Annotated in this window: 21 protein-coding genes and 1 pseudogene; 21 read left to right on the forward strand and 1 reads right to left on the reverse strand. The window is 43.7% G+C overall.

Going from position 1 to position 26772, the window contains the following annotated elements; genetic code table 11:
- Positions 1 to 554: 554 nt before the first annotated feature.
- Complete coding sequence (suhB, locus tag AM629_RS11380) at positions 555 to 1358, reverse strand: inositol-1-monophosphatase (protein ID WP_054479031.1); 804 nt, start codon at positions 1356 to 1358, stop codon at positions 555 to 557.
- A 125-nt stretch (positions 1359 to 1483) separates the two neighbouring features.
- Between suhB and trmJ the strand changes: the two genes are divergently transcribed.
- The 21 genes and pseudogenes from trmJ (at position 1484) to AM629_RS11485 (ending at position 26761) form a co-directional block, all read left to right on the forward strand.
- Positions 1484 to 2209, forward strand: coding sequence for a tRNA (cytosine(32)/uridine(32)-2'-O)-methyltransferase TrmJ (gene trmJ, locus AM629_RS11385; RefSeq protein WP_054479033.1), 726 nt, complete (start codon positions 1484 to 1486; stop codon positions 2207 to 2209).
- Positions 2210 to 2296: 87 nt separating this feature from the next.
- The gene (gene iscR, locus AM629_RS11390) at positions 2297 to 2791 is read left to right on the forward strand and encodes a Fe-S cluster assembly transcriptional regulator IscR (RefSeq protein ID WP_054479035.1); all 495 of its coding nucleotides are present in this window, start codon (positions 2297 to 2299) and stop codon (positions 2789 to 2791) included.
- A gap of 49 nt (positions 2792 to 2840) precedes the next feature.
- On the forward strand, positions 2841 to 4055 hold the full coding sequence (locus AM629_RS11395) for an IscS subfamily cysteine desulfurase (protein ID WP_054479037.1): 1215 nt from the start codon (positions 2841 to 2843) through the stop codon (positions 4053 to 4055).
- Positions 4056 to 4080: 25 nt separating this feature from the next.
- Positions 4081 to 4467, forward strand: coding sequence for a Fe-S cluster assembly scaffold IscU (iscU, locus tag AM629_RS11400; RefSeq protein WP_054479039.1), 387 nt, complete (start codon positions 4081 to 4083; stop codon positions 4465 to 4467).
- Between the two features lie 307 nt (positions 4468 to 4774).
- Entirely contained in the window at positions 4775 to 5098 is a 324-nt protein-coding gene (iscA, locus tag AM629_RS11405; protein ID WP_054479041.1) for an iron-sulfur cluster assembly protein IscA, read from the forward strand.
- A 39-nt stretch (positions 5099 to 5137) separates the two neighbouring features.
- Positions 5138 to 5659, forward strand: coding sequence for a co-chaperone HscB (hscB, locus tag AM629_RS11410; RefSeq protein WP_054479042.1), 522 nt, complete (start codon positions 5138 to 5140; stop codon positions 5657 to 5659).
- An 11-nt stretch (positions 5660 to 5670) separates the two neighbouring features.
- On the forward strand, positions 5671 to 7521 hold the full coding sequence (gene hscA, locus AM629_RS11415) for a Fe-S protein assembly chaperone HscA (protein WP_054479044.1): 1851 nt from the start codon (positions 5671 to 5673) through the stop codon (positions 7519 to 7521).
- A 2-nt stretch (positions 7522 to 7523) separates the two neighbouring features.
- On the forward strand, positions 7524 to 7859 hold the full coding sequence (fdx, locus tag AM629_RS11420; protein ID WP_015833512.1) for an ISC system 2Fe-2S type ferredoxin: 336 nt from the start codon (positions 7524 to 7526) through the stop codon (positions 7857 to 7859).
- Positions 7860 to 7879: 20 nt separating this feature from the next.
- Positions 7880 to 8080: a Fe-S cluster assembly protein IscX gene (gene iscX, locus AM629_RS11425; RefSeq protein ID WP_054479046.1), complete on the forward strand. Its 201-nt coding sequence runs from the start codon at positions 7880 to 7882 to the stop codon at positions 8078 to 8080.
- A gap of 180 nt (positions 8081 to 8260) precedes the next feature.
- Complete coding sequence (gene pepB, locus AM629_RS11430; RefSeq protein WP_054479048.1) at positions 8261 to 9556, forward strand: aminopeptidase PepB; 1296 nt, start codon at positions 8261 to 8263, stop codon at positions 9554 to 9556.
- Positions 9557 to 9620: 64 nt separating this feature from the next.
- Positions 9621 to 10013 (forward strand): annotated as a pseudogene (locus tag AM629_RS11435) (enhanced serine sensitivity protein SseB C-terminal domain-containing protein); the annotation flags it as partial.
- A 762-nt stretch (positions 10014 to 10775) separates the two neighbouring features.
- Positions 10776 to 11576, forward strand: a complete 801-nt coding sequence (locus AM629_RS11440) for an MBL fold metallo-hydrolase (protein WP_054479050.1) — start codon at positions 10776 to 10778, stop codon at positions 11574 to 11576.
- A 934-nt stretch (positions 11577 to 12510) separates the two neighbouring features.
- Positions 12511 to 17541, forward strand: coding sequence for an alpha-2-macroglobulin family protein (locus tag AM629_RS11445; RefSeq protein WP_054479053.1), 5031 nt, complete (start codon positions 12511 to 12513; stop codon positions 17539 to 17541).
- A gap of 56 nt (positions 17542 to 17597) precedes the next feature.
- Positions 17598 to 19916: a peptidoglycan glycosyltransferase PbpC gene (pbpC, locus tag AM629_RS11450; protein ID WP_054479055.1), complete on the forward strand. Its 2319-nt coding sequence runs from the start codon at positions 17598 to 17600 to the stop codon at positions 19914 to 19916.
- A 226-nt stretch (positions 19917 to 20142) separates the two neighbouring features.
- Positions 20143 to 20568 (forward strand): nucleoside-diphosphate kinase, encoded by a 426-nt coding sequence (gene ndk / locus AM629_RS11455; RefSeq protein WP_054479108.1) that lies wholly within the window; start codon positions 20143 to 20145, stop codon positions 20566 to 20568.
- Between the two features lie 183 nt (positions 20569 to 20751).
- The gene (rlmN, locus tag AM629_RS11460) at positions 20752 to 21930 is read left to right on the forward strand and encodes a dual-specificity RNA methyltransferase RlmN (protein ID WP_054479058.1); all 1179 of its coding nucleotides are present in this window, start codon (positions 20752 to 20754) and stop codon (positions 21928 to 21930) included.
- 83 nt (positions 21931 to 22013) lie between these two features.
- A complete protein-coding gene (locus tag AM629_RS11465) occupies positions 22014 to 22424 on the forward strand; it encodes a tetratricopeptide repeat protein (protein ID WP_054479060.1) in 411 nt (136 codons plus the stop codon).
- 123 nt (positions 22425 to 22547) lie between these two features.
- A complete protein-coding gene (gene rodZ / locus AM629_RS11470) occupies positions 22548 to 23540 on the forward strand; it encodes a cytoskeleton protein RodZ (protein ID WP_054479062.1) in 993 nt (330 codons plus the stop codon).
- A 70-nt stretch (positions 23541 to 23610) separates the two neighbouring features.
- Positions 23611 to 24732, forward strand: coding sequence for a flavodoxin-dependent (E)-4-hydroxy-3-methylbut-2-enyl-diphosphate synthase (gene ispG / locus AM629_RS11475; RefSeq protein WP_054479064.1), 1122 nt, complete (start codon positions 23611 to 23613; stop codon positions 24730 to 24732).
- Between the two features lie 119 nt (positions 24733 to 24851).
- The gene (gene hisS, locus AM629_RS11480) at positions 24852 to 26129 is read left to right on the forward strand and encodes a histidine--tRNA ligase (protein ID WP_054479066.1); all 1278 of its coding nucleotides are present in this window, start codon (positions 24852 to 24854) and stop codon (positions 26127 to 26129) included.
- Positions 26130 to 26140: 11 nt separating this feature from the next.
- On the forward strand, positions 26141 to 26761 hold the full coding sequence (locus AM629_RS11485; protein ID WP_054479068.1) for a YfgM family protein: 621 nt from the start codon (positions 26141 to 26143) through the stop codon (positions 26759 to 26761).
- Positions 26762 to 26772: the final 11 nt, after the last annotated feature.

Raw genomic sequence — 26772 nt, forward strand, 5'->3', positions numbered from 1 at the left:
CTAAACGGGCGTGTAATGTATCCAGTTCCTGTGTCCACAGGGTCAACGGTGTTTGCATCGAATCTTTCGCTATGTTGGCATGAGAACTTGGCGCATTATTACACAATATCTACGGCTGTAGTACTAGGTATCACTCGGCTCTGAGTGATACCCGGCTGTCCGGTAAACTCATCTGGATGCATCGGCTAGTATCAACCAGATTGAAGCACGGGAACTGGGCAAAACATTGATTCATGTGATTGGCAGGGAAGGTGATTTGGTGGGACATCTGTGTTAATTCAGTTCGCAGGGATTCCGGTGGTTAAGCAGCGGAAAAGAAGGCTACTAGGTTGACTATCAGAGCGAACCGCAAATACTTGTTCAAGTGGCAGAGGATCTGTCTTTTCACGTGGCTGGCTTGGTTGTTTATAAAGGCGAGAAAGAGGATTTGGTGATGTATAGCTACCTATGCATCTTTATATTATGCCGGTGAGAGCATCCTTTCGAGGTAAAAGATAGAATTGCAGGCTCAAAGGATATCGCCTGCAATTCCTGCTTTAAATATTGGCTTTGAATTAACGTTTCAATGCTTCTGATAATTCATCACGCATTTCGGCCAGAATATCTTTAACAACGCGTGGATTACCCGCAACAAGATTACCGGAATGAATGTAATTATGGCCGCCAACGAAATCAGTAATGATACCGCCAGATTCACGAACTAATAGTTCACCGCCCATAAAATCCCACGGCTTTAGGCCAATTTCAAAGTAACCATCAACCCGGCCAGCCGCAACATAAGCCAGATCCAGCGCTGCTGAACCTGTACGGCGGAAGTCAGCGCAACGCACAAATAATTTGCCAAGAGTATTAATGAAAACAGTGGAATGCTGTTTTGCTTTAAATGGAAAACCTGTTGCCAGAATAGTGCCATCCAGATCGCGGGCATTGGTGCCACGCAGACGGTAACCATTCAACTGTGCACCTTGACCACGGGTTGAGGTGAAAAGCTCATTACGCATTGGATCATAAACAACGGCAACTTCGGTACGGCCTTTAATGCGAACTGCAATAGAAACAGCGAAATGGGGGAGACGTTTGATAAAGTTAGTGGTGCCATCCAGTGGATCGATTACCCATTGAATATCATCATCTTCGCCTGCTAGTTCGCCACTTTCTTCCGTAATAATCGTGTGTTTAGGATAAGATTTGCGGATAACGTCGATAATCAGCGCTTCTGCGGCTTTGTCAATGTTGGTCACAAAGTCGTTATTACCTTTTTGACTCGCTTCAACCGCGTCAGGAGTTTCATAATTCTTGGCAATCAGGTTGCCGGCCTTACGCGCAGCGCGTATGGCGATGGTCAGCATCGGATGCATGGGGTATCTTCCACTAGGATGTTAAAGAACGGATAATTAATCGGCGCGCAGTATAGCAGTAGTTCGGAAAAATGACTAATACTGTGTTAAGATATTTGATTCTTATAACTAGTCCAGAAGTTGTCATGTTAGAAAATATCCGCATTATCTTGGTTGAAACTTCCCACACTGGGAATATGGGTTCAACTGCCCGGGCAATGAAAACAATGGGATTAACCAATCTTTATTTGGTTAATCCCTTGGTTCAGCCAGATTCTCATGCGATTGCCCTTTCTGCGGGTGCCAGCGACGTTATTGGTAATGCGACTATTGTTGATAGTTTGGATAAAGCTTTGGCTGGTTGCGAACTGGTAATTGGCACCAGTGCTCGTTCAAGAACCCTTTCATGGCCGATGGTCGAACCTCGTGAATGTGGTGAACGGAGTGTTCAAGAAGCAGAACATGCACCTGTTGCTATTGTCTTTGGGCGTGAGCGTGTAGGGCTAACTAATGAAGAATTGCAGAAGTGTCATTATCATCTGAATATCCCGACTAACTCAGAATACAGTTCATTAAATCTGGCAATGGCGGTTCAGCTTGTGAGTTATGAAATCCGTATGGCCTATCTCGCGCGTCAGGATAAAGTTGAGCAGGAAACAAATGAGACTGAATATCCATTAGTTGATGATATGGAGCGTTTTTATCATCACCTTGAACAGGTATTACATGATTCTGGTTTCATCAGGAAAGCACATCCAGGCCAAATAATGAATAAATTAAGACGGCTTTTTACCCGTGCTCGTCCAGAGATGCAGGAACTGAATATTCTGCGTGGCATACTGACCTCGGTTGAAAAATGGGCGAAGAAATAGTTGAGTAAATTACTAGGTTAAATAGTTGACTAAAATACTCAGGAATGACACAATTTCATTCATATTTCACCACGGGGTAATTCATTTATGAGATTGACATCTAAAGGGCGTTATGCAGTAACTGCCATGCTTGATGTGGCGTTACACTCACAAGAAGGTCCGGTGCCCTTGGCCGACATTTCTGAGCGTCAGGGTATTTCCCTCTCCTACCTTGAACAATTATTTTCTCGCTTGCGTAAAAATGGTCTGGTTTCAAGCGTCCGTGGTCCGGGTGGCGGTTATTTGCTGGGCAGAGATGCCGATAAAATTGTCGTTGCCGAAGTTATTTTCGCTGTTGATGAATCGGTAGATGCTACCCGTTGCCAGGGTAAAGAAGGGTGTCAAGGCGGTGATCGCTGTTTGACACATGCTTTATGGCGCGATTTAAGTGATCGTATTACCAGTTTCCTGAGTAGTATTAGTTTAAAAGAATTAGTTAATAATCAAGAAGTGTTAGATGTTGCTGATCGTCAAGATAACGATAAACGCCGTACGCCTAATGGCAGAGCACAAGAAACAATTAATGTCAATCTGCGCGCATAAGCAGAACTTGTGATGAATTGAAGTATTAGAAGTAGGGAGCATGTAAGCAATGAAATTACCCATTTATTTAGACTACTCAGCAACGACACCGGTTGATCCGCGTGTTGCTGAAAAAATGATGCAATATCTGACCATGGACGGGGTATTTGGTAACCCGGCTTCCCGTTCTCACCGTTTTGGCTGGCAGGCTGAAGAAGCGGTTGATATTGCCCGTAATCAGATTGCTGATTTAGTGGGTGCTGATCCGCGTGAAATTGTTTTCACTTCCGGCGCAACTGAATCAGACAATCTTGCTATTAAAGGTGCGGCTAATTTTTATCAGAAAAAAGGCAAGCACATCATCACCAGCAAAACTGAACATAAAGCGGTTTTGGATACTTGCCGTCAGCTAGAGCGTGAAGGATTTGAAGTCACTTATCTGGCACCTCAAAGCAATGGGCTGATTGATTTAAAAGATCTGGAAGCCGCAGTGCGTGATGACACTATTTTGATCTCTATCATGCACGTTAACAATGAAATTGGTGTGGTACAGGATATCGCTGCTATTGGCGAAATGTGTCGCAGTCGCAGTATCATTTTTCATGTTGATGCCACTCAGAGCGTAGGTAAGCTGACTATCGACCTGACTAAACTGAAAGTTGATCTGATGTCTTTCTCCGCGCATAAAATTTATGGGCCGATGGGGATTGGTGCGCTGTACGTTCGCCGTAAACCACGCATTCGTATTGAAGCTCAGCAACATGGTGGCGGTCATGAACGTGGTATGCGTTCCGGCACTTTACCTGTTCACCAAATTGTCGGTATGGGTGAAGCGTATCGCATTGCTAAACAAGAGATGGAAAGCGAATCTCAGCGTCTGCGCGGTCTGCGTTTACGCCTGTGGAATGGTATTAAAGATATCGAAGAAGTTTTCCTCAACGGCGACTTGGAACACGGCGCGCCACACATTCTGAATGTCAGCTTCAACTATGTTGAAGGCGAATCACTGATGATGTCATTAAAGGATCTGGCGGTTTCTTCGGGTTCTGCATGTACTTCCGCAAGTTTGGAACCCTCCTACGTATTGCGTGCGTTGGGTATGAATGACGAACTGGCACACAGTTCTATCCGTTTCTCTTTAGGGCGCTTTACCACGGAAGAGGAGATAGACTACGCCATTGAACTGATTCACAAATCTATTGGCCGCTTACGTGAACTTTCTCCACTGTGGGAAATGTTTAAACAAGGTGTAGATCTTAACAGTATCGAATGGTCTCATCACTAATTAAACGGCTTTGGGAGTAACAACTATGGCTTACAGCGAAAAAGTAATTGATCACTATGAAAACCCACGCAACGTTGGTTCTTTTGATAATGAAGATCCAATGGTTGGTAGCGGCATGGTCGGTGCACCGGCGTGTGGTGATGTCATGAAACTGCAAATCAAAGTCAATAATGAAGGCATTATTGAAGATGCGCGTTTCAAAACCTATGGTTGCGGTTCTGCAATTGCTTCCAGCTCTTTAGTTACTGAATGGATGAAGGGCAAATCTCTGGAGCAGGCAGAAGCGATTAAAAATACTGAAATTGCAGATGAATTAGAACTGCCACCAGTGAAAATTCACTGTTCTATTCTGGCAGAAGATGCAATTAAAGCAGCTATTGCGGATTACAAAAGTAAACGCCAGGGCAAATAATTGCCCTTGAGAATAAGAAAATAGAATATGAATTTGGTGGATACTGGCTGTTTATATACCCAATAGATTTCAAGATGGATCGCGACCGCAAGGGAGCGAATCCCCGGGAGCATATACCCAATAGATTTCAAGTTGCAGTGCGGCGGCAAGTGAACGCAGCCAACAAAGCAGCAGCTTGAAAGATGAAGGGTATAGATAACTCTGTGACCGGGGTGAGAGAGTGCTGCCAACAAAGAGGCAACTTGAAAGATAACAGGTATATCATCCAGTATCCGCCTTTGCTGGTTTTGAAAAGTGAGGTTGTTGTATGTCAATTTCCCTTACAGAAAGTGCTGCACAACGCGTTTCGTCATTCCTAAGTAACCGTGGAAAAGGTGTTGGTTTACGCCTTGGCGTCAGAACATCAGGCTGCTCAGGTATGGCATATCTGCTTGAATTTGCTGATGTGATTAACGAAGACGACACCGTGTTTGAAGATAAGGGTGTCAAAGTTATCGTAGATGGCAAGAGCATGGTCTATCTCAACGGTACAGAACTGGATTTTGTTAAAGAGGGCCTTAACGAAGGCTTTAAATTCAACAACCCGAATATTTCCAGCGAATGTGGTTGTGGAGAAAGTTTTAACGTTTAATTCCGTTTTTCGGCTAAATCCAGAGAATAAGTTTAGATTATGGACTATTTCACTCTATTCGGGCTGCCGGCTCGTTATGCTATTGACCGTGAACAACTGACAAACTGTTATCAGGAATTGCAGCGTCAGTTTCACCCTGATCGCTTTGCTAGTCAGCCGGAGCGCGAAAAAGCGCTGGCGTTGCAGCAGGCAGCGACTATCAATGATGGCTATCAAACGCTTAAACACCCATTGAAACGTGCTGAATATATACTCTCCTTACATGGTTTTGATTTAGCCAACGAGCAACACACCATGAATGACAATGCTTTCCTGATGGAACAGCTTATGTTGCGGGAAGAGTTAGAATTCATTGAAAATAAAGCCGATGCAGAAATGGCATTGGCAGATTTTGCTGCCCGTCTGAACGGGATGATTAAAACCCGTAGTCAGCAAATGGAGCAACAATTGAATGAACAGCAGTGGGAACAGGCAGCCGATACTGTTCGTAAATTGCGTTTTCTGGATAAATTGCAACAGCAAGTTGAACAACTAGAAGAACGTTTACTGGACGACTTTTAAGGAACGCGTATATGGCTTTATTACAAATCAGCGAGCCGGGTTTATCTGCTGTACCACATCAACGTCGTTTGGCTGCCGGTATTGATTTAGGTACAACGCATTCATTAGTTGCCACCGTTCGTAGTGGGCAAGCGGAAACCCTGATGGATAGTGAAGATCGTTACCTGCTTCCTTCGGTTGTTCACTATCATGAAAAGGGTACTGAAATTGGTTGGTTGGCTCGTCAACAGGCTGCACGTGATCCCGTTAATACCATCAGTTCTGTGAAGCGCATGATGGGACGCTCTCTGATTGATATTCAACAACGTTATCCTAATCTTCCTTATCAATTTCAGGCGAGTGAGAATGGGTTGCCATTAATCAATACGGCAATAGGTTTGGTCGATCCTATTCAGGTTTCTTCTGAAATTCTTAAATTGTTGGCACAGCGTGCAGAAGAAACACTGGATGGTAAGCTTGATGGCGTTGTGATCACTGTTCCTGCCTATTTTGATGATGCACAGCGTCAGGGCACAAAAGACGCGGCTCGTTTAGCTGGATTACATGTTCTGCGCTTGCTTAACGAACCGACTGCCGCTGCAATTGCTTATGGACTGGATTCTGGTCAGGAAGGTGTGATTGCTGTTTATGATTTAGGTGGCGGTACATTTGACGTTTCTATTCTCCGATTGAGCCGTGGTGTATTTGAAGTGCTGGCAACCGGTGGTGACACTGCGCTTGGGGGAGATGATTTCGATTTGATGCTCGTTGACTGGATTCGTGAACAGGCAGGTATCAGCAGTCGGGATGACCACAGTCTACAACGTCAGCTATTGGATATTGCCACTCAGGTAAAAATTGCCTTAAGTGATACCGATGTTGCAGCAATAAATATTGCCGACTGGCAGGGGAAAATCACCCGTTCCGAATTTGAAGCACTGATTACACCGTTAATAAAACGTACTTTGCTGGCAAGTCGCCGGGCGTTGAAAGATGCAGAAGTCTCTGCGGATGAAGTGTTACAAGTGGTGATGGTGGGTGGTTCAACCCGTGTACCACTGGTTCGTCACATGGTTGGGAAGTTTTTTGGTCGTGAACCATTGACTTCAATTGATCCTGATAAAGTTGTGGCTATCGGTGCTTCGATTCAGGCGGATATTTTGGTAGGCAACAAACCAGACAGCGACATGCTGTTATTGGATGTGATTCCGCTTTCACTGGGGCTAGAAACCATGGGTGGCTTGGTTGAAAAAGTTATCCCCCGCAATACAACCATTCCCGTAGCAAGAGCACAGGAATTCACGACCTTCAAAGACGGTCAGAGTGCAATGAGTATTCATGTGGTGCAAGGGGAAAGAGAATTGGTGAATGATTGCCGTTCACTGGCCCGTTTTACACTGCGTGGTATTCCGCCATTACCGGCTGGTGGTGCCCATATCCGGGTGACTTTCCAGGTAGATGCTGATGGCTTGCTGAGCGTCAGCGCATTGGAAAAATCGACTGGTGTGGAAGCCGCTATTCAGGTGAAACCTTCCTATGGTTTATCTGATGAAGAAATAGCTCGCATGATAAAAGATTCTATGACAAATGTTCAGGAGGATATCAATGCGCGCAAACTGGCAGAACAAAAAGTAGAAGCGGCGCGGGTACTGGAAAGTGTCACCCGTGCGTTAGAAAAAGATGCTGATTTACTGAATGAACAAGAGCAGGCGGCGATTGATGCCGCTGTAGAAATACTTATAAAAAGCGTTCAGGGGAGTGATCCTCAAATTATAGAGAACGCAATTAAACAACTGGACAAGCAAACGCAGGAATTCGCTGCGCGTCGGATGGATACATCTATTCGTCGTGCATTGGCGGGCCATTCTGTGGATGAGATTTAATTATGCCGAAAATTGTATTTTTACCTCATAACGATCTTTGCCCTGATGGTGCAGTGCTGGAAGCTAGAGAAGGGGAATCCATTCTGGATGTTGCATTGCGCAATGGGATTGAAATTGAACATGCTTGTGAAAAATCCTGTGCTTGCACAACTTGCCACTGTATCGTTCGTGAAGGCTTCGATTCACTGGAAGAGAGCTCTGAACTGGAAGATGACATGTTGGATAAAGCCTGGGGGCTGGAGCCGGAAAGTCGTCTGAGTTGTCAGGCCAGAGTCTCTGATGAAGATTTGGTAATAGAAATTCCAAAATACACTATTAACCATGCTCGTGAGCACTGATTGGCAGGAGAAATATATAAATGAGCCTGAAATGGTCTGACAGTCGTGAAATTGCGGAAGCGCTGTATGACAAGTTTCCTGATCTAGACCCAGAAACAGTTCGCTTTACTGATATGCATCAGTGGATTTGTGAATTAGATGATTTTGATGACGCTCCCGAGAAATCTAATGAAAAGATTCTGGAAGCTATTCTTTTGGTCTGGTTGGATGAATTTGAATAACAAAATAGCATTAATTTGTTATTTATTCCTATGGTTTTGAGGTAGGCTGAACTTCAATGAAAAACTGGCTTTGGCCAGTTTTTTTATAGGGTTAATATCTGGCAGGCGAATAATTATGTAGGTAGAAGCTTGAATAAGCTCCTCACTGCCATCAAGCGGTAATAATAAGAGGTGAAAAAAATGACTAAACAAATCATGCCAATAACACTGTCTTATGAACCAGCAGCAGTTTGCTGGGGTGAAAAAGCGTTGATTAGTTCCAGTGATCAAGGGGTGACCATTCATCTGGTTGGTAAAGGTAAATTAGGCGCTGTTCAACGTGCCGGACGTAAAATTGACGGACAGGGAATTCGTCATGTGGCTTTGGTTGGCGAAGGTTGGGATTTAGAGAAAAGTTGGGCTTTCTGGCAAGGATTTCGTGCGCCAAAAGGTAAACGTTCTATTGAATGGCCTCAATTGCCTGCGGCTGAAAAACAAGAATTGGAAAACAGAATTAAAATTATTGATTGGGTACGTGACACCATCAATATGTCAGCTGAAGAGCTTGGGCCGGAACAATTGGCGAAACGTGCTATTGACCTAATGTGTGGTATTGCTGGTGATGCGGTAAGTTATCGCATTACTAAAGGCGAAGATTTACGTGAACAGGGTTATGCAGGTATTCATACCGTTGGTCGTGGTTCTTCCCGCGATCCGATTCTGCTGGCATTGGATTACAACCCAACTGACAACTCGCAAGCGCCCGTATTCGCTTGTCTGGTTGGTAAAGGCATTACATTTGATACCGGCGGCTACAGCTTAAAACAATCTTCTTTTATGGATTCCATGAAAGCAGATATGGGCGGAGCGGCAACACTGGCGGGAGCATTGGCTCTGGCGATCAATCGAGGTCTGAAACAGCGTGTTAAACTGTTCCTCTGTATTGCGGATAATATGGTCAGTGGTAATGCCTTTAAATTGGGTGATATTATCCGTTACCGCAATGGAAAATCTGTTGAAGTGATGAACACCGATGCGGAAGGTCGTCTGGTTCTGGCTGATGGTTTGATTGATGCCAGCAAAGAGAAAGCTAAATTAATTATTGATGCGGCAACCCTGACAGGTGCAGCGAAAGCGGCTGTGGGTAATGACTATCACTCTATATTCAGCTTTGATGATAAACTGGCGGCGGATCTGCTAGCTGCTTCTGAATCTGAAAATGAATTGTTCTGGCGCCTGCCATTGGCTGAATTCCATCGTAGCCAACTGCCATCAAATTTTGCTGATCTGAATAATGTTGCGGCACCATCACATACGGCTGGTGCCAGCACAGCGGCGGCTTTCCTCTCTCACTTTGTGGAAGAATACCAAAAAGGTTGGATTCACATTGATTGCTCGGCAACTTACCGTAAATCTGCTGTAGAACATTGGTCTGCTGGTGCAACGGGTTATGGTGTTCGTTCGATTGCAAATCTGTTGTTGGCAAAAGCGAAATAATTCTATTTTGTATAAAAATTGATTGGAGATTTTTATGAGTTCATTAAGTGAGTTGGTTTCGGTTGAGGTTAATGTTCCAAGTGGCAGCGCGATAACACTCAGCCAGCCGGAAGAGTATCCTTCACAGCTCATTGACGCTCTGGTCAGTTTATTTAGCCAGCGTAAACCTGTCCGCCGTGCTTTTATCATTCAGGCTCATGATAAAAATGTGGATGAAAAGCCCAATTTATTAATTGGACTGGAAATGAATGGTACGTCGGATGAAGTTGAACAGTTAATTCAAGAGGCCGGTAGTATTGCCTGTGAATACACTTCCGAAGAAGAACCTATTGATTTTTGCTTGGTTGATGAAAAAGAGTGTGGTATTAGCCATTATTTGATTCAGCATACGCAACCATTTTACCAGCGTAAACTAGGCAGTTGGTTACGAGGGAATATTCCGGTAACGAATACATAATCAATTCGATCGTGGCGAGGTTGGGCGGGGTAGCAATAAAAGAACGGACAGGTTTCCCCCGTGACTTCGCCACGATTTTGATACTATCGGATGCTTATTTTCTAATTCTTATTGAGTTTTATTTAAAATAGATTTGAATATTTATAGGGTTAATATTTCAATTGAATTTAATGTTATTTTTTTAAATAGGGATAATATATTGTTTTATTTCTGAAATAATGATTGAATTATGGTTCAATATTAATTGATTTATTTCATTAATAACTTACATATACCCAATAGATTTCAAGATGCATTGCGACGGCAAGAGAACGCATCCCCGGGAGCATAGAGAACTCTGTGACTGGGGTAAATGAACGCAGCCAACAAAGCAGCAGCTTGAAAGATGAAGGGTATAAAACTATACAGTTATGAGCTTAAATTAAATGGATTAATATTGTATTTGAGAGTCTATTTTATTAATTACAATAATATCCTGTTGAATTTTCATGTGAGATAATATATTTATCTTTGTTGGTAAATATATGTTGTGCAACAAGGGATAATAATTATGTGTTAATATTGCAAGGCGATAAATATAATAGAGAGATAGTCATTTTATGTTGAAAAATTAACTGACAGAAAATAAGTGATAATTTGTGATCTGCTTATAAGAATGTGACGATATAAACGCTTTTCATTGTTTTATTGATGTACATCAATGCTATTGTTACCCGTATCGTTTAATAGAAGTATGACTTCAACAAAATTAATGGATATACCATGTCATTAAAAATAACTGTACTCCTGGAAAATAAAACATCTGATTCATATTTGATAGCTAAGCCTGGTTTAAGCCTTTTACTTGAGGACGGTGAAGAGAAGATAATTTTTGATACCGGCCCGGATGACAGCTATATCGAGAATGCAAACAGGATGGGAATATCTATTGATGATATATCTAAGATTGTTATCTCTCATGGACATTCTGACCATATCGGTGGTGTTAATTATTTCCCTCATAATGCTAAATTAATATGTCATCCTGATGCATTAAATGAGAGATATTATGGGGTTAAGTTCAAAAACAGTGTTTTAAAGTTTAAAAAAATGTCGGGTAAAATTAATAAAAGAATCAAGAAGAAAGTTTTTTTTCGTTTGACAAAATCGCATATGAAGATAAGTGAACGATTTGTTTTTTCAGGAGAAATAACAAATAATCATCGAAAATCCTATGGTTTAGTAAAAAAAAGTTCTTGGGCCAATGACTATATATTTGATGATAGTGCTTTAATTTGGAAAAGTGATCACGGGCTTGTTATTATTGTTGGGTGTGGTCATTCTGGTATTTGTGAAATAATTAACCACGCTAAAATAATTACAGGTGTGGATAAAGTATTCGCAGTAATAGGTGGATTCCATTTGAGGAGAGCATTACCGACCGAATTATTGAAGATTAGAGAGTTCTTCATAAAAGAAAATATCAAAGAAGTCTATGGGTGTCATTGTACGGGTAGTTGGGGAAGGCTTTGGCTGCCAAATGCTAAGGGGTTGAAAACAGGACAAGTGTTACTGGTAGGGTAATGGTGATGAGATTTATTCAGAACGTAAATTTTCATGCAGATTTTTATTGGGTTACTACTCAATTTTTCCCGATGTTAAGAATTGGAGTCCTTGTCTTACTTAAACCATTTAGCCTATAAATAACGATTGGTGAATATTTCCATTACTGACTTTATTGACATTTATTATTGCATTTTTTCTCATAGAGGGCTTTGTCGGCATTTTCTAAAAAAAGACTTAAAAAACAAAAATTTTGTACAAGTAATCATTGCCACTTTTGGTAATAAAGTGGCATGATGTACCTGTATATTATTCTTAATATTAATGTTTTCTATATTGAATTATATCTTATTAATTCTATTAAGTTTGGTTATTATTAACTATAATTTGCTTATTTGCTTATTTGCTTATTTGCTTATTTGCTTATTTGCTTATTTGCTTATTTGCTTATTTGCTTATTTGCTTATTTGCTTATTTAACTCCCGTTAATATATTGTTTAATATTCTCTTATTTTTCGTGATTTATAAAGAAATATATACCCAATAGATTTCAAGTTGCAGTGCGGCGGCAAGTGAACGCATCCCCAGGAGCATAGATAACTATGTGACTGGGGTAAGTGAACGTAGCCAACAAAGCAGCAGCTTGAAAGATGAAGGGTATAGCTTAATAAATGTTATTTACGCCAAATTAAGGAATTAAAAATTTTATTCATTTATGAAATATATAGAGTTCTTAATCATAGATTAAAGCTATAAATTCAAATATATTTATTGCATTCTATGATATTTAATTCGTTAAAAAAGAGTTATTATATGAACTTAATGTTTGTATATTGTCACTATTCAAATAGTGCAATATTACTTAATCTGTTTGCGTTAAATTAATGTATTGATTTGTAAAGTTATTCATTAAATCCTATTACTGATTGGTTGGGATAAGATAGGGGTTACGGTCATGAATCAAGGTCAATTCTGGCATCGGCCAGAAAGAAAAAGGCGTTATTTTGCGGTGATTTTGGCTTCTTTGCTGGTGCTTTCTGGTTGTGACCAGTCTGACAGTTCTGATAATAATAAAACCGCTCAATCACAATCCACAGAAATTCAAAGCGAAAAAACATCTCTGCAATCAAATGTTCCACCAAAATTAGTAAAACAGAAAGATGCGGCATCATTGGCTGAGTTGGCAAAACGCTACGCGGGTAAAGAGGTGACAATTTTAGATGCTTCTGAGCTTCAACTTGATGGTGCCAGCGCAATGGTGGTGACATTTTCTGTTCCGTTAGATCCAAATCAAAATTTTGCCCAGAATGTCCATTTGGTCGATGTAAAAGAAGGCAAACTTGATGGTGCTTGGGAACTGTCAGATAACATGATGGAACTCCGTCTGCGTCATTTGCCTCCATCCCGTCAGTTGCAATTGGTCGTAGATAAAGGGGTTAAAGGTATTAATGAGCGTCAGCTTGAAGCGGATTATGAGAAAACTCTGACAACAGAGACGATTTCTCCCTCTGTCGGTTTTGCCAGTAAGGGATCTCTGTTGCCAAGTAAAGTCGCAGAAGGTTTACCTGTGTTGGCACTCAATGTTAATCACGTTGATGTTAATTTTTTCAGGATCAAAGAGACAGCGCTGCCTTCTTTTATTGCCCAGTGGCAATATCGCAATAACCTAAATGACTGGGAATCTGAAGACATTCTTAAAGATGCGGAATTGGTTTATACCGGTCGTTTCGATCTCAATCCAACGTTAAATACCCGCGAAAAATTGCTATTGCCATTAAATAACATTAAAGCATTGCAGCAAGATGGTGTTTATATGGCGGTGATGCAACAGGCGGGTAAATACACCGATACCAATCCGGCAACCATGTTCACGTTAAGCGACGTTGGGGTTTCTGTGCATAGTTATCTGGATCAGATGGATGTGTTTACCCAATCTCTGGAGCAAGGCAGTAGCTTGAAAGGCGTGGAAGTACGCTTGTTGGATGATAAAGGGCAGTTATTGTCAAAGACAATGACAGATGGTGATGGACACGCAAGTCTGGAGAAAAGTGCAAAAGCTAAATTACTGCTTGCCACTCGTGATGGGCAAACCAGTATGATCGATTTGGTGTCACCCGCGCTGGATCTGTCTGAATTTGATATCGCAGGTCCACAAGGGTACAGCAAACAGTTTTTTGTCTTTGGGCCTCGTGATCTTTATCGCCCCGGTGAAACTTTGATTGTGAATGGTCTGTTGCGTGATGGTGATGGTCGTGCAATTAAAAGCCAGCCGGTCAAAGTTGATGTGTTGAAAACGGATGGTCAGGTAGTCCAGAGTTTTGTCTGGCAACCTGAAAATGGGTTGTATCAGTATCACTACGCTATTCCTCAATCAGCGGATACCGGTCTCTGGTCGTTACGTTTTGATTTGGGTGATAACAAGTTTCGTTACTATAAGTTTAATGTAGAAGATTTTATGCCAGAGCGTATGGCGCTGGAAATTAGCAGTGAATTGCAGCCGGTGATGAAAAATCACAATGTGGATTTTGCCATTAAAGGCCGTTACTTGTACGGTGCACCTGCGGCGAATAATCGCTTGCAAGGGCAATTATTTCTGCGTCCAGACCGTGATGCGGTAGCAAAACTACCTGGCTATGAATTTGGTGCTATCAATGAAGAAAATCTCAGTCGTACATTAGATGAGTTTGATCTCATTCTGGATAGTGATGGTGGAACTGCACTGGATGTTAAGGCGGAAAATTGGAGTTCAGTCACATCACCGGTAAAAGTGATTGTACAGGCAAGCCTGCTTGAGTCTGGTGGTCGCCCGGTTACACGTCGTGTTGAGCAAACTGTGTGGCCAGCCGAAAAACTGGTTGGTATTCGTCCATTGTTTGGTCGGAAACAGGTTTATGACTATCGTACTGGTCGCGACCAAAGCCGTTATAACGTGGATGAAAATTCATTAGCTGAATTTGAGCTGGTCTATGCGGACGCCAATGGTAAAAAATATGTGGCGAAAGATCTGACCGCCCGTCTGGTTTATGAACGTCGTGATTATTATTGGCGTTGGTCGGATGGTGAAGGTTGGCAATCAGGTTATGATCAGAAAGATCTGGTGATGGCAGACGAGCATATCCAGATTGCTCAGGATGGTACGGCAAAAGTCAGCTTCCCGGTTGATTGGGGTTCGTACCGTATTGAAGTGGTTAATCCAGAAAATCAATTAGTGACCAGCGTTAATTTCTGGGCCGGTTATTCATGGCAGGACAATACAGGAGGCACAGGAGCTGTTCGTCCTGATCAGGTGAAATTGTCTCTGGATAAACCGGCTTATCAGGTGGGCGAGAAAGTAAAATTGCATATGGTTGCACCACAGGCGGGCAAAGGTTATTTGTTGGTGGAATCCAGTGAAGGGCCGCTCTGGTGGCAGGAAATTAATGTGCCGGAGCAAGGTCTGGATGTGGAAGTGCCGATCAATAAAGAGTGGCGTCGTCATGACCTTTATCTGACTGCCGTGGTTGTACGTCCGGGTGATAAATCTCGTCAGGCGACACCGAAACGGGCCATTGGCGTGTTGCACCTGCCGTTGGCTGATGAAAATCGTAGACTGGATTTGACGCTATCCGCCCCAGAAAAAATGCGTCCGAATCAGGATTTGACCGTTAAAGTTAAAGCAACACCACAGCCAGGGCAACCATTGCCTAAACAGGTTAATGTGTTGCTTTCTGCTGTCGATACCGGGGTGTTGAATGTCACGAACTTTAAAACCCCGGACCCCTACCAGGTCTTTTTGGGTCGTAAACGTTACAGCGTCGATCAATATGATGTGTATGGTCAGTTGATTGAAGGTGATGGTCGGTTGGCGAATCTGCGTTTTGGCGGTGATGGTGATGAGAATGCGCTTGATCGCGGAGGTAGAAAACCACTGACTGAAGTCAATATTATTGCTGAACAGGCACAGCCCGTAGCGTTGAATGAAAAAGGAGAAGGGGAGATTGTTCTGCCAATTCCTGATTTCAATGGTGAATTGAGGCTGATGGCTCAGGCGTGGAGTGAGAACGAGTTCGGTCATGGTGAAAGCAAAATTACCATTGTTGCACCGGTGATTACACAGATGGCATTACCGCGCTTTATGGCTGGTGGTGATCATTCATTGCTATCGCTGGATCTCACTAATTTGACTGAACAGACGCAAGATCTGACTTTAAACTTTACGACTGATGGTCTGATCAAATTAGAAGGTGCTGCCAACAAGGAAATAACCTTGGAAAAAGGTAAACGTATGACAGTTGAAATTCCTGTTACAGCGGATCGTGGTTTTGGTCAGGGGGAAATTTTCCTGACAGTCGATGGCCTTAATTTACCGGGTGAAAATCTGAAACAGTATAAAAATAGCTGGAAGATTGGAGTGCGTCCGGCACAACCGGCGGAAACCATGCTGTTTGCTGATGTTATCCATCAGGGAGAAAATTGGCAGTTACCGTTAGATGCAATATCGGGTTTAGCGCCAGAAACGCTCGAAGGTCAGTTGTTACTAACCAGCCGTCCGCCGTTACAGATTTCGCGTTATATCCGAGAACTGTACGCCTATCCGTATGGTTGTCTTGAGCAGACTATTAGTGGACTTTATCCATCGCTTTATTCAAATGAAGCAGAATTGAAAAAATTGGGTATCAAAACGGAAAGTGACAGCAAACGTCGGACGAGTATTGATGAGGGGATTATCCACTTGTTAAGTATGCAGCGCCACGACGGTGGATTTGCCTTGTGGGATAGGGCCGGAGATGAAGAATATTGGTTAACGGCTTATGCTACCGATTTTCTGTTCCGTGCAAGTCAGAGAGGCTATAGCGTACCGAATGATGCACTAAATTCTGCCAATAACCGTCTGTTGCGTTATTTACAGGATAAGAATGTCATTAACTATCGCTACAGTCAGAATCAGGAAGCAATGCGGTTCTCAGCTCAGGCTTATGCTGGTTTGGTGCTTGCCAGTCAGCAGAAAGCGCCGTTAGGTGCCCTAAGACAAGTTTATGAACGCCGTTCTCAGGCAGGAAATGGCTTGTCATTAGTACAATTGGGAGTTGCACTGAAACTGATGGGTGATAACACCAGAGCAGATGAAGCGGTTCGCTTGGGAATCAATAAAAATCGTCATGATGAGTTCGGATTGGGGGATTACGGTAGTGCTATCCGTGACAACGCCCTGATTGTCGCGCTGTTGACTGAAAATAATATATTGCCAAAAGATCGTGATGAAAAATTGCTGGAGCTGTCTGATGAGTTGCCATCCCGTAACTATTTTTCAACTCAGGAGAGTAATTCACTCTATCTGGCAGGGCGTTTCTTTATAAATGCTTCGGAACAACCATGGGCAGCGGTAGTTAATCAGCAAGTGCCGCCGTTGAGCAGCAGCAGATCATGGAATCAGGTGATGAATGCAGAGCAGATCCTGCAAGGAGTTAATATCAGCAATCGTGGTAACAGTACGCTCTATTCTCGTTTGAATGTCGTCGGTTATCCACAATATTCACCGAAACCCTACTCTAATGTATTGAACATCCAGCGTAGTTATCTAGATCTAAATGGTAATCCGGTTTCTATTGATCGTCTGAGAAGTGGTGAAATGGTAGTGGTGAAGCTGGTGGTCAACTCAGATAAATCAGTACCGGATGCTTTGGTTGTTGATTTGCTGCCTGCCGGTTTAGAAGTGGAAAACCAGAACCTGGCTAATAGCAGTGCCAGTTTGAGCGATAGTGCTACTAATCTCCAGGAATTGATTGGTGATATGCAGCAGGTGACTATTCGTCATACTGAATATCGTGATGATCGGTATGTGGCAGCGGTCGCAGTTGATCCCTATCAGCCGGTGACGTTGCTGTATTTGGCTCGTGCGGTGACACCGGGTGTCTACACGATTCCGGCACCTCAGGTTGAATCTATGTATGTCCCTTACTGGCGAGCGGTGGGATCTACCCCTGAAAAATTGGAAGTTGTCCGCTAAACCTAGCCCTTACGCCTAAGCGTAAGGGCTGATTTCTTATCAGGTATTCCAAATCGATGAAAAAAACATATCGCCTCATTTGGTTGATTGTGCTGTCGTTGTTCCTGATCCCGGCGAGTCTATGGCTAGCAGATAAAGTTTGGCCTTTGCCATTGCGTGAAGCCAAAATGGCACGGATTGTCGTGAGTGAGGATGGTACTCCGCTTTGGCGTTTTGCCGATGATGAAGGGGTTTGGCGCTACCCGGTAACACTGAATCAAGTGTCACCGGAATATATTCAGGCACTACTGACTTATGAAGATCGCTGGTTCTATCAACATCCAGGAATTAACCCGATTTCTCTTGTCAGGGCGGCTTGGCAAGATATACGAGCAGGTAAAATTTTGTCGGGCGGGAGTACGTTGTCAATGCAGGTTGCCCGGTTGATTGATCCGCATTCACGTACCTTGAGCGGGAAGTTGAAACAAATCGGGCGTACATTACAGCTTGAGTGGCACTACTCTAAAGATGACATTCTTGAAATGTATCTGAATCGTGCCCCGTTTGGTGGTACGTTGCAAGGAATTGGAGCGGCGAGTTGGGCTTATCTGGGAAAACCGCCATCTGAGCTTTCTTCAGGAGAAGCCGCTTTATTGGCTGTTTTGCCACAGGCACCCAGCCGTTTAAGGCCAGATCGTTATCCTGAACGAGCACAGTCTGCCCGTAATAAGGTTTTGCAACGATTGGCAGAGTATAAAATCTGGCCGGAAGAGAAAGTGGCGGATATTCGGCAAGAAACATTGTGGTTAGCGCCTCGGCAGGTGCCACAGCTTGCGCCGCTTCTTGCCAGACGAATGGCTAAAGGTCGTCGTCAGGAAATCATCAAAACAACGATTGATGTGGGATTACAACGCCAGCTTGAGGATATGGCGGTAAATTGGAAGTATCAGTTATCGGATAAAACTTCAGTCGGGGTATTAGTGGTCGATCACACTGATATGGCGGTAAAAGCTTATATTGGTTCTCTTGATTTCCGGGATGACAGCCGTTTTGGTCATGTTGATATGATAAGTTCATGGCGTTCGCCAGGATCAACGCTGAAACCATTTTTGTATGCCATGGCGTTGGATGATGGGCTGATTCATGGGGAGTCACTTTTACAGGATGTGCCTCGCCGCTTTGATTATTACCGTCCGGGAAATTTTGACAGTGGTTTTAATGGCCCGGTCAGTGCCAGTGAGGCATTGGTCCGCTCGTTGAATTTACCCGCAGTACAACTACTTGAAGCATATGGTGCTAAACGGTTTACCGCTAATATGCGTAATGTGGGAACCGTTTTACGTTTTCCTCCCGGTAGCGAACCCAATTTGTCATTGATTCTTGGTGGAACGGCAACCCGGATGGATCAATTGGTGGCGGCTTACACCGCGTTTGCCCGTCAGGGAAAAGTTTCTCCTCTGAGATTCACACCGCAGCAGAAATTGCGTGACAGACAACTTTTTTCTCCGGGGGCAGCATGGATAGTCAGGCGGATGATGGCCGGAGAAGGGCGTCCACAACCTGATGATGTATTACCGGCGCAAGTGCCACTGGCCTGGAAAACCGGTACCAGCTATGGCTACCGCGACGCTTGGGCTATTGGTTTAAATGCCCGTTATACCATAGGTGTTTGGGTTGGTAGGCCGGACGGAACGCCGGTTGTGGGGCAATTCGGTTATGCCACTGCGATTCCGATAATGACTCAGATCAATAACTTGTTGTTGGCGAATATGCATAATGGCGCTAAATGGATTCCTTCTGATCCACGCCCGGCAAGTGTTAGTCAGGCAATAATTTGTTGGCCAGGTGGGCAGAGTCTGCCTCAGGGAGACAGTAATTGCCGTCAACGCCGTTTGAGTTGGATACTTGATCATACGGTTCCTCCTACATTGCCTGCTGTGGGGCAGGAAGGTATTTCGGGCATTAATGAACAGGTATGGGTGGATAAAAAAGGGTTGCGTGTCGCTCCTGATTGTTTTAACGCTGAGCCTAAAAATATCGCTTTATGGCCGATTACTCTCGAGTCATGGTTGCCTGAGGAGGAGCGTCGAGCGCAACGTTTGCCACCCATTAATCCGCAATGCCCACCGCTGAAATTAGATCAGGCGCCCTTGTTAATTGTTGGTATTCATAACGGTGATGTATTGAAACGGCTTCCCGGTATTGACAGCCTTGATTTACGTATTACGACTCAGGGGGGAAGTGGTCAGCAATGGTGGTTCCTAAATGGAGAACAAATTATGACCACAGAAAATAATCAGGCGCTGGTGCAGACATTGACCCAACCGGGAAAATATCAGCTTAGTGTTTTGGATTTGGGAGGGCAGATAGATTCTGTGAATTTTATCTTGAAGTAAACGATTCAGTTAAAAGTGTGATTTGTACGAAAAAATGGTAATTTTCGCTAAGGAAAATTTAATAAATTGTTATGTTTTCTGTAGGCAACCGTCTTTCGTGCCCCTATAATCAACGCCTCTTTTTATCCCTGCTAGGGTTGCGGGAATGAATATTACCCGATCAACTTTTATCGGGAATAAAAAATTAAAATTATCTGTTGCTGAAAGAAGAGCCAAGAGGTTATCCATGACGGTTGAACGTACTTTTTCTATTATTAAACCTAATGCTGTGAAGAAAAATGCTATCGGGTCCATTTATGCCCGTTTTGAAAGCGCTGGGTTTAAAATCATTGCCGCCAAAATGCTTCACCTGACCCGTGAACAGGCTGAAGGTTTCTATGCAGAGCACAAAGGCCGCCCTTTCTTTGATGGTCTGGTGGAATTCATGACTTCGGGTCCAATTGTGGTTCAGGTATTGGAAGGCGAGAATGCAGTACAGCGTCACCGTGACTTGATGGGTGCAACCAATCCTGATAATGCATTGGCCGGTACTCTGCGCGCTGATTATGCAGACAGCTTTACTGAAAATGCGGTGCACGGTTCTGATGCTGTTGAATCTGCCAACCGTGAAATCGCGTATTTCTTCACTGAAAATGAAATTTGCCCACGCTAACTGATTTACAGTTAGCCGTAGCATCATTGCATTAAAGTTTGTACAATGCCGCGCCCCGTTGTTAATTCAACGGGGCGTTTATTATTTGTCACTATACTAAATTGATAGTGGTACCCGAATTGAAACTTCGCGTTGAATTCATCAGCGCAGAGCCGAAAGTGTAACAACGAGGCAATGTAAGAAATGTCCCAACCAAATACTGTGGCACAAGTTGCTGCTTCTGTCGTGTCTGAAACTCCAGAAAATAAAAGCGGTAAAATTAACTTACTTGATCTGGACCGCAAGCAAATGCGTCAGTTTTTCGTTGATATGGGGGAAAAACCCTTCCGTGCCGATCAAGTGATGAAGTGGATATATCACTACTGCTATGACGATTTTGAGCAGATGACGGATATTAACAAAACTCTGCGAGCAAAATTGCAGCAGGTTGCTGAGATTCGTGCGCCTGAAGTTGCAGAAGAGCAACGTTCAGCCGATGGTACAATTAAATGGGCTATCAGTGTTGGTGATCAACAAGTTGAAACGGTTTATATCCCAGAAGATGATCGGGCAACGTTGTGTGTCTCTTCTCAGGTAGGATGTGCACTGGAGTGTAAGTTTTGCTCAACTGCTCAGCAAGGGTTTAACCGTAATTTGCGGGTTTCTGAAATTATTGGGCAGGTTTGGCGTGCCGCAAAAATTATTGGCTCACTGAAATCTAGTGGTCGTCGTCCGATTACTAACGTCGTTATGATGGGAATGGGTGAACCTCTGCTTAACCTGAATAACGTAGTGCCTGCCATGGAAATCATGATGGATGATTTTGGTTTTGGTCTGTCCAAACGCCGCGTGACGCTATCGACATCAGGAGTGGTGCCTGCGTTAGATAAACTTGGCGATATGATTGATGTTGCTTTGGCCATTTCCCTGCATGCGCCGACAGATGATATTCGTGATGATATCGTCCCGATCAACCGTAAATATAATATTGAGCAGTTCCTTGCCGGTGTACGCCGTTATTTGACTAAATCTAATGCCAACCAAGGGCGTGTGACAGTGGAATATGTCATGTTGGATCAGATTAATGACAGCGTGGAGCAGGCACACCAATTGGCTGCATGCTTAAAAGATACACCGAGTAAAATCAACTTGATCCCATGGAACCCATTTCCAGGTGCGCCATATGGTCGCAGTTCTAACAGCCGTATCGACCGTTTTGCCAAGGTGCTTATGGGGTATGGTTTCACAACCATTGTTCGTAAGACCCGTGGAGATGATATTGATGCTGCATGTGGCCAGCTTGCCGGTGATGTTATTGATCGTACAAAACGTACATTGAAAAAACGTCAGTCAGGTGAACCTATTCAGGTAAGAACGGTCTGAATTCAGGCATGTCCTGTAATACAGTAACTACAGTAACTGAAATTATTGCTATAATTGCGAATCCTTAATCAATGAGGATAGTTATGATAAGGACGTTATCGGGAATGATTGTTGCTGCCGCATTATTGGCAGGTTGTTCCAGTCAACCAGCAAACGGAAATAAACAGCGAATAGTGGCAACAGAAACTCGGATTCAACTGGGAATGGCTTATCTGGCTGAAGGCAATTTGCCGGCTGCCAGATATCACTTTGATAAAGTATTACGGGCAAAGCCTGACCATTATCAGGCTCAATTGGGTATGGCATTATATGAGCAATATTCCGGCCAGCCGGAAGCTGCTCGTCAGCGTTATAAAATAGCAATGCAGTATGCGCCAGGAAATGATACGGTATTGCATCATTACAGCGCTTTTCTCTGTGAACAGGGGCAGCATGAAGAAGCCAAAATGTTGTTTGCCGGGAGCAATGCTGACAGGCGTATTTGTTATCAATGATTTGCCGCTAGTAAAATAGCAAATCTATTTCGCCGCGCAGGCTGTTGCATAATGTAAAAATTATCGCAAGAGAAGCCGGCGCGAAGTTTTCCACAACCTGAACAGTGCTGCATCTTCTTGCTAATGAATACTGAAACAACTCCAGAACAAGCTCATTTAACAGCAGGTTACCTCCTGCGTCAGGCTCGTGAACAACACGGGTTAACTCAGCAGACTGTGGCTGATCGCCTATGTTTGAAACTTTCTACTATCCGCGATATTGAAGAGGACAATATACCCGCTAATATGGCGCCGACTTTTTTGCGTGGTTATGTTCGTTCTTATGCTAAATTGGTACACATTCCAGAGGCAGAAATTCTGGCAATTTTGGATAAGCATACTCCAGCAAAAACAGCAAAAGTTTCACCAATGCAGAGTTTTTCATTGGGTAAGAAACGTAAAAAGCGCGATAGTTGGTTAATGCGGATTACGTGGCTAATTATTTTGGTGGTGATCAGTTTGACTGGAGCCTGGTGGTGGCAGAACTACACCGCTCAACAGAAGGAATTGATTTCGATGGTTGATCAATCTGCGGCTCAGATTGTTCAGCAAGATACTAACTCTGTGGATTTATCGACGGGAAATCACGAGCAGGCAACACAGTTGCAGGCTGGTGAGCCGCCTACACCAGTTGTCCCAACGGAAAATGTAGCGCAAGCGAATAATCATAGTGGGAAAGCGACCCAGCCTGTAATATCAACTCAAAAGCAGGCAGTGGAAACACCAGAAACTCAGCCACAGACTGTCCCATTACCAACTAATCCGACTAATCAGAGTACAGCTCAGCTATCTGATGTTGTGGAAAATAGAACAACGGTAGTAGCTGGTAGTGATAAATTGGTGATGAATTTCAAGGCATCCTGTTGGTTACAGGTTGTTGATGCTAATGGGAAGACGCTGTTTAGCGGAACTAAAAGGAAGGGAGATAGTCTGAGTCTTTCTGGTTCATTACCTTATAAGTTAACTATTGGTGCTCCGACGGCAGTGGATGTGCAGTTCCAGGGGCAGGCTGTCGATTTAAGCAGCTTTATTAAAGCTGGTCGTATTGCGCGTTTTAAAGTACCAGAAACACGGTAAATGCCTTGATAGTACAGCATTAGTTGTTATTTCATGAGTAAGCACATGGAAGTATGGGAGAAACACCAGTATGCATAATGAATCGCCGATAAAAAGACGCAAATCTACGCGTATTTATGTAGGGAATGTGCCAGTCGGGGATGATGCACCCATTGCGGTGCAGTCAATGACAAACACACGCACTACAGATGTGGAAGCAACGGTTAAACAGATAAAGTCGCTGAAACGTGTTGGGGTTGATATTGTCCGGGTATCAGTACCAACGATGGACGCAGCAGAAGCATTTAAACTGATTAAGCAGCAAGTTAATGTTCCTTTGGTTGCGGATATTCATTTTGATTACCGTATTGCACTTAAAGTTGCTGAGTATGGTGTTGATTGTCTGCGTATTAATCCGGGTAATATTGGTAATGAGGCACGTATCCGTGAGGTTGTGGCTTCTGCCCGTGATAAAAGTATCCCAATCCGTATTGGTGTGAATGGCGGATCATTGGAAAAGGATATTCAGGAAAAATATGGTGAGCCAACACCAGAAGCCTTGGTGGAATCGGCTATGCGTCATGTGGATATTCTTGAAAAACTTAATTTTGACCAGTTCAAAATCAGCGTAAAAGCGTCTGATGTATTTCTGGCGGTTGGGGCTTACCGTTTGCTGGCTCAGAAGATCGATCAGCCATTACATCTTGGTATTACAGAAGCGGGTGGCGCTCGTGCGGGTTCTGTAAAATCAGCCATTGGTTTGGGAATCCTTCTGTCAGAAGGTATCGGTGATACCCTACGTATTTCGCTAGCCGCCGATCCGGTAGAGGAAGTCAAAGTCGGTTTTGACATTCTGAAAGCACTGCGTATTCGTTCCCGTGGTATTAATTTTATTGCCTGTCCAACCTGTTCTCGTCAGGAATTTGATGTTATCGGTACAGTTAATGCTTTGGAACAACGGCTGGAAGATCTATTGACACCGATGGATGTTTCAATCATTGGTTGTGTAGTTAATGGGCCGGGTGAGGCGGAAGTTTCCACTTTGGGCGTTACCGGTGCTAAGACGAAAAGCGGTTTTTATGAAGATGGGGTTCGGCAGAAAGAGCGCCTCAATAATGCTGATATGATCGATCAGCTTGAGGCTAAGATCCGTGCTAAGGCATCAATGCTGGATGAAAATAAGCGTATAGACATAAGTCAATTAGATAAATAATAAACCTGACACTAGCGCATAGTTATCGTGGGCTAGTGCTGTTTGGTTTGCCAATTGAACCTCGTCAGTATTCGCTTTTATAATCAACATCATTTTTGAATTATTAACAGAGATAAAACGTGGCAAAAAATATCCAAGCTATCCGTGGTATGAATGACTACTTGCCAGCAGATACTGCTATCTGGCAGCGTATTGAAAGCACTTTGAAACGAGTGCTTGCGGGCTATGGTTATAGTGAAATCCGTACACCGATTGTAGAGCAGACCCCGTTATTTAAACGTGCTATCGGGGAAGTGACTGATGTGGTTGAAAAGGAAATGTACACCTTTGATGATCGCAATGGTGAAAGTTTGACCCTGCGTCCTGAAAATACCGCAGGCTGTGTGCGTGCGGGTATTGAACATGGTCTGCTGTACAATCAGGAACAGCGCGTATGGTATATCGGGCCAATGTTTCGTTATGAGCGCCCACAAAAAGGCCGTTATCGTCAATTTTATCAATTAGGTGCTGAAGTATTTGGTCTTCAGGGGCCTGATATTGATGCCGAACTTATTTTAATGACTGCCCGCTGGTGGCGTGAGCTTGGTATTTCTGAGCATGTAACGCTTGAACTGAACTCTATTGGTTCGTTGGAAGCGCGCGCCAGCTACCGCGAAGCGCTGGTTGCTTTCCTTGAGCAGCATAAAGATAAGCTGGATGAAGATTGCAAGCGTCGTATGTACAGCAATCCATTGCGTGTTTTGGATTCAAAAAATTCTGAAATTCAGCAACTTCTTAATGATGCGCCGGAACTGTTTAATTATCTTGATGCCGAATCAAAGGAACATTTTAACAGCCTGTGTGCACTTCTTGATGCAGTTGGTATCAAATACCGAATTAATCAGCGTTTAGTTCGCGGTCTGGATTATTATAACCGTACAGTATTTGAATGGGTCACAACCGCGCTTGGTGCTCAGGGGACTGTCTGTGCTGGTGGCCGATACGATGGGTTGGTTGAGCAACTGGGTGGCCGTTCGACTCCGGCAGTAGGTTTTGCTATGGGAATGGAGCGTCTGATTCTGTTGGTGCAGGAAACTAACCCGACATTTGTGGCTGAGCTGTCAGTTGCAGATGTTTATCTGGCTTCTTTCGGCGAAGGCAGTCAGCAAGCAGCATTGATTTTGGCTGAACAGGTACGTGATATGTTGCCGCAATTACGCCTGATGACGAATCATGGCGGAGGTAACTTTAAGAAGCAACTAGGGCGTGCAGATAAACACGGCGCTAAAATTGCGTTGATCCTTGGTGAGGATGAAGTACGTTCTGGTCAGGTAGCCATTAAAGATCTACGGACCGGCGAACAACAAACGTTGCCGCAAGGCGAAATTGCTGCTCGTTTGGCTGAACTGTTAGGCTAAGGAGAGACTTTGTGGAAGTCTATACCAATGAAAATGAACAAGTTGATGTGATCCGCCGCTTTTTTGCCAATAATGGTAAGGCGATGCTTTTCGGGCTGGTCCTGGGTGCTGGCGCGCTGATTGGCTGGCGTTATTGGCAATCTCATCAAACAAATCAGTTACAAGCAAGTGCGGAAGCTTTTGAGCAAGTAAATCGGGGCTTAATTTCCGGTGTAAAAGAGAGTCATGCTGCTGCTGAGAAATTTGCCAGTGAAGCGAATAACAGTTATGGCGTGATGGCTCATATGCAACTGGCTAAACTTGCTGTTGAAAAGAATGAGTTAGCTAAAGCGGAGCAGTTTTTGTCTACAGCGGTAAAGCAGACAAAAAATGAAGATTTGCAGGCTCTGGTTAATATTCGTTTAGCCAGAGTTCAATTGGCAGAAGGTAAAGCGGATGTTGCACTGAAAACACTGGAGCTAGTGAAAGGTTCTGGTTGGGTTGCAGTAGCAGAAGATATCCGTGGTGATGCACTATTGAAAAAAGGTGATCTTGCTGGTGCTCGTGCAGCCTATACCAAAGGTTTGGGATCAGATTCACCTCAGGCGATCAAATCGATGTTAAATCTTAAATTGAATAACTTATCCAGCTAAGGGGATTTTTT

This window comes from Photorhabdus heterorhabditis, assembly GCF_001280945.1.
In the GTDB taxonomy this organism is placed as follows: domain Bacteria; phylum Pseudomonadota; class Gammaproteobacteria; order Enterobacterales; family Enterobacteriaceae; genus Photorhabdus; species Photorhabdus heterorhabditis.

What these genes read in the sequence shown, in the direction of transcription:
- suhB (WP_054479031.1), bottom strand. Translation starts at nt 1,358, where the DNA reads ATGCATCCGATGCTGACCATCGCCATACGCGCTGCGCGTAAGGCCGGC.
- trmJ (WP_054479033.1), top strand. Translation starts at nt 1,484, where the DNA reads ATGTTAGAAAATATCCGCATTATCTTGGTTGAAACTTCCCACACTGGG.
- iscR (WP_054479035.1), top strand. Translation starts at nt 2,297, where the DNA reads ATGAGATTGACATCTAAAGGGCGTTATGCAGTAACTGCCATGCTTGAT.
- AM629_RS11395 (WP_054479037.1), top strand. Translation starts at nt 2,841, where the DNA reads ATGAAATTACCCATTTATTTAGACTACTCAGCAACGACACCGGTTGAT.
- iscU (WP_054479039.1), top strand. Translation starts at nt 4,081, where the DNA reads ATGGCTTACAGCGAAAAAGTAATTGATCACTATGAAAACCCACGCAAC.
- iscA (WP_054479041.1), top strand. Translation starts at nt 4,775, where the DNA reads ATGTCAATTTCCCTTACAGAAAGTGCTGCACAACGCGTTTCGTCATTC.
- hscB (WP_054479042.1), top strand. Translation starts at nt 5,138, where the DNA reads ATGGACTATTTCACTCTATTCGGGCTGCCGGCTCGTTATGCTATTGAC.
- hscA (WP_054479044.1), top strand. Translation starts at nt 5,671, where the DNA reads ATGGCTTTATTACAAATCAGCGAGCCGGGTTTATCTGCTGTACCACAT.
- fdx (WP_015833512.1), top strand. Translation starts at nt 7,524, where the DNA reads ATGCCGAAAATTGTATTTTTACCTCATAACGATCTTTGCCCTGATGGT.
- iscX (WP_054479046.1), top strand. Translation starts at nt 7,880, where the DNA reads ATGAGCCTGAAATGGTCTGACAGTCGTGAAATTGCGGAAGCGCTGTAT.
- pepB (WP_054479048.1), top strand. Translation starts at nt 8,261, where the DNA reads ATGACTAAACAAATCATGCCAATAACACTGTCTTATGAACCAGCAGCA.
- AM629_RS11440 (WP_054479050.1), top strand. Translation starts at nt 10,776, where the DNA reads ATGTCATTAAAAATAACTGTACTCCTGGAAAATAAAACATCTGATTCA.
- AM629_RS11445 (WP_054479053.1), top strand. Translation starts at nt 12,511, where the DNA reads ATGAATCAAGGTCAATTCTGGCATCGGCCAGAAAGAAAAAGGCGTTAT.
- pbpC (WP_054479055.1), top strand. Translation starts at nt 17,598, where the DNA reads ATGAAAAAAACATATCGCCTCATTTGGTTGATTGTGCTGTCGTTGTTC.
- ndk (WP_054479108.1), top strand. Translation starts at nt 20,143, where the DNA reads ATGACGGTTGAACGTACTTTTTCTATTATTAAACCTAATGCTGTGAAG.
- rlmN (WP_054479058.1), top strand. Translation starts at nt 20,752, where the DNA reads ATGTCCCAACCAAATACTGTGGCACAAGTTGCTGCTTCTGTCGTGTCT.
- AM629_RS11465 (WP_054479060.1), top strand. Translation starts at nt 22,014, where the DNA reads ATGATAAGGACGTTATCGGGAATGATTGTTGCTGCCGCATTATTGGCA.
- rodZ (WP_054479062.1), top strand. Translation starts at nt 22,548, where the DNA reads ATGAATACTGAAACAACTCCAGAACAAGCTCATTTAACAGCAGGTTAC.
- ispG (WP_054479064.1), top strand. Translation starts at nt 23,611, where the DNA reads ATGCATAATGAATCGCCGATAAAAAGACGCAAATCTACGCGTATTTAT.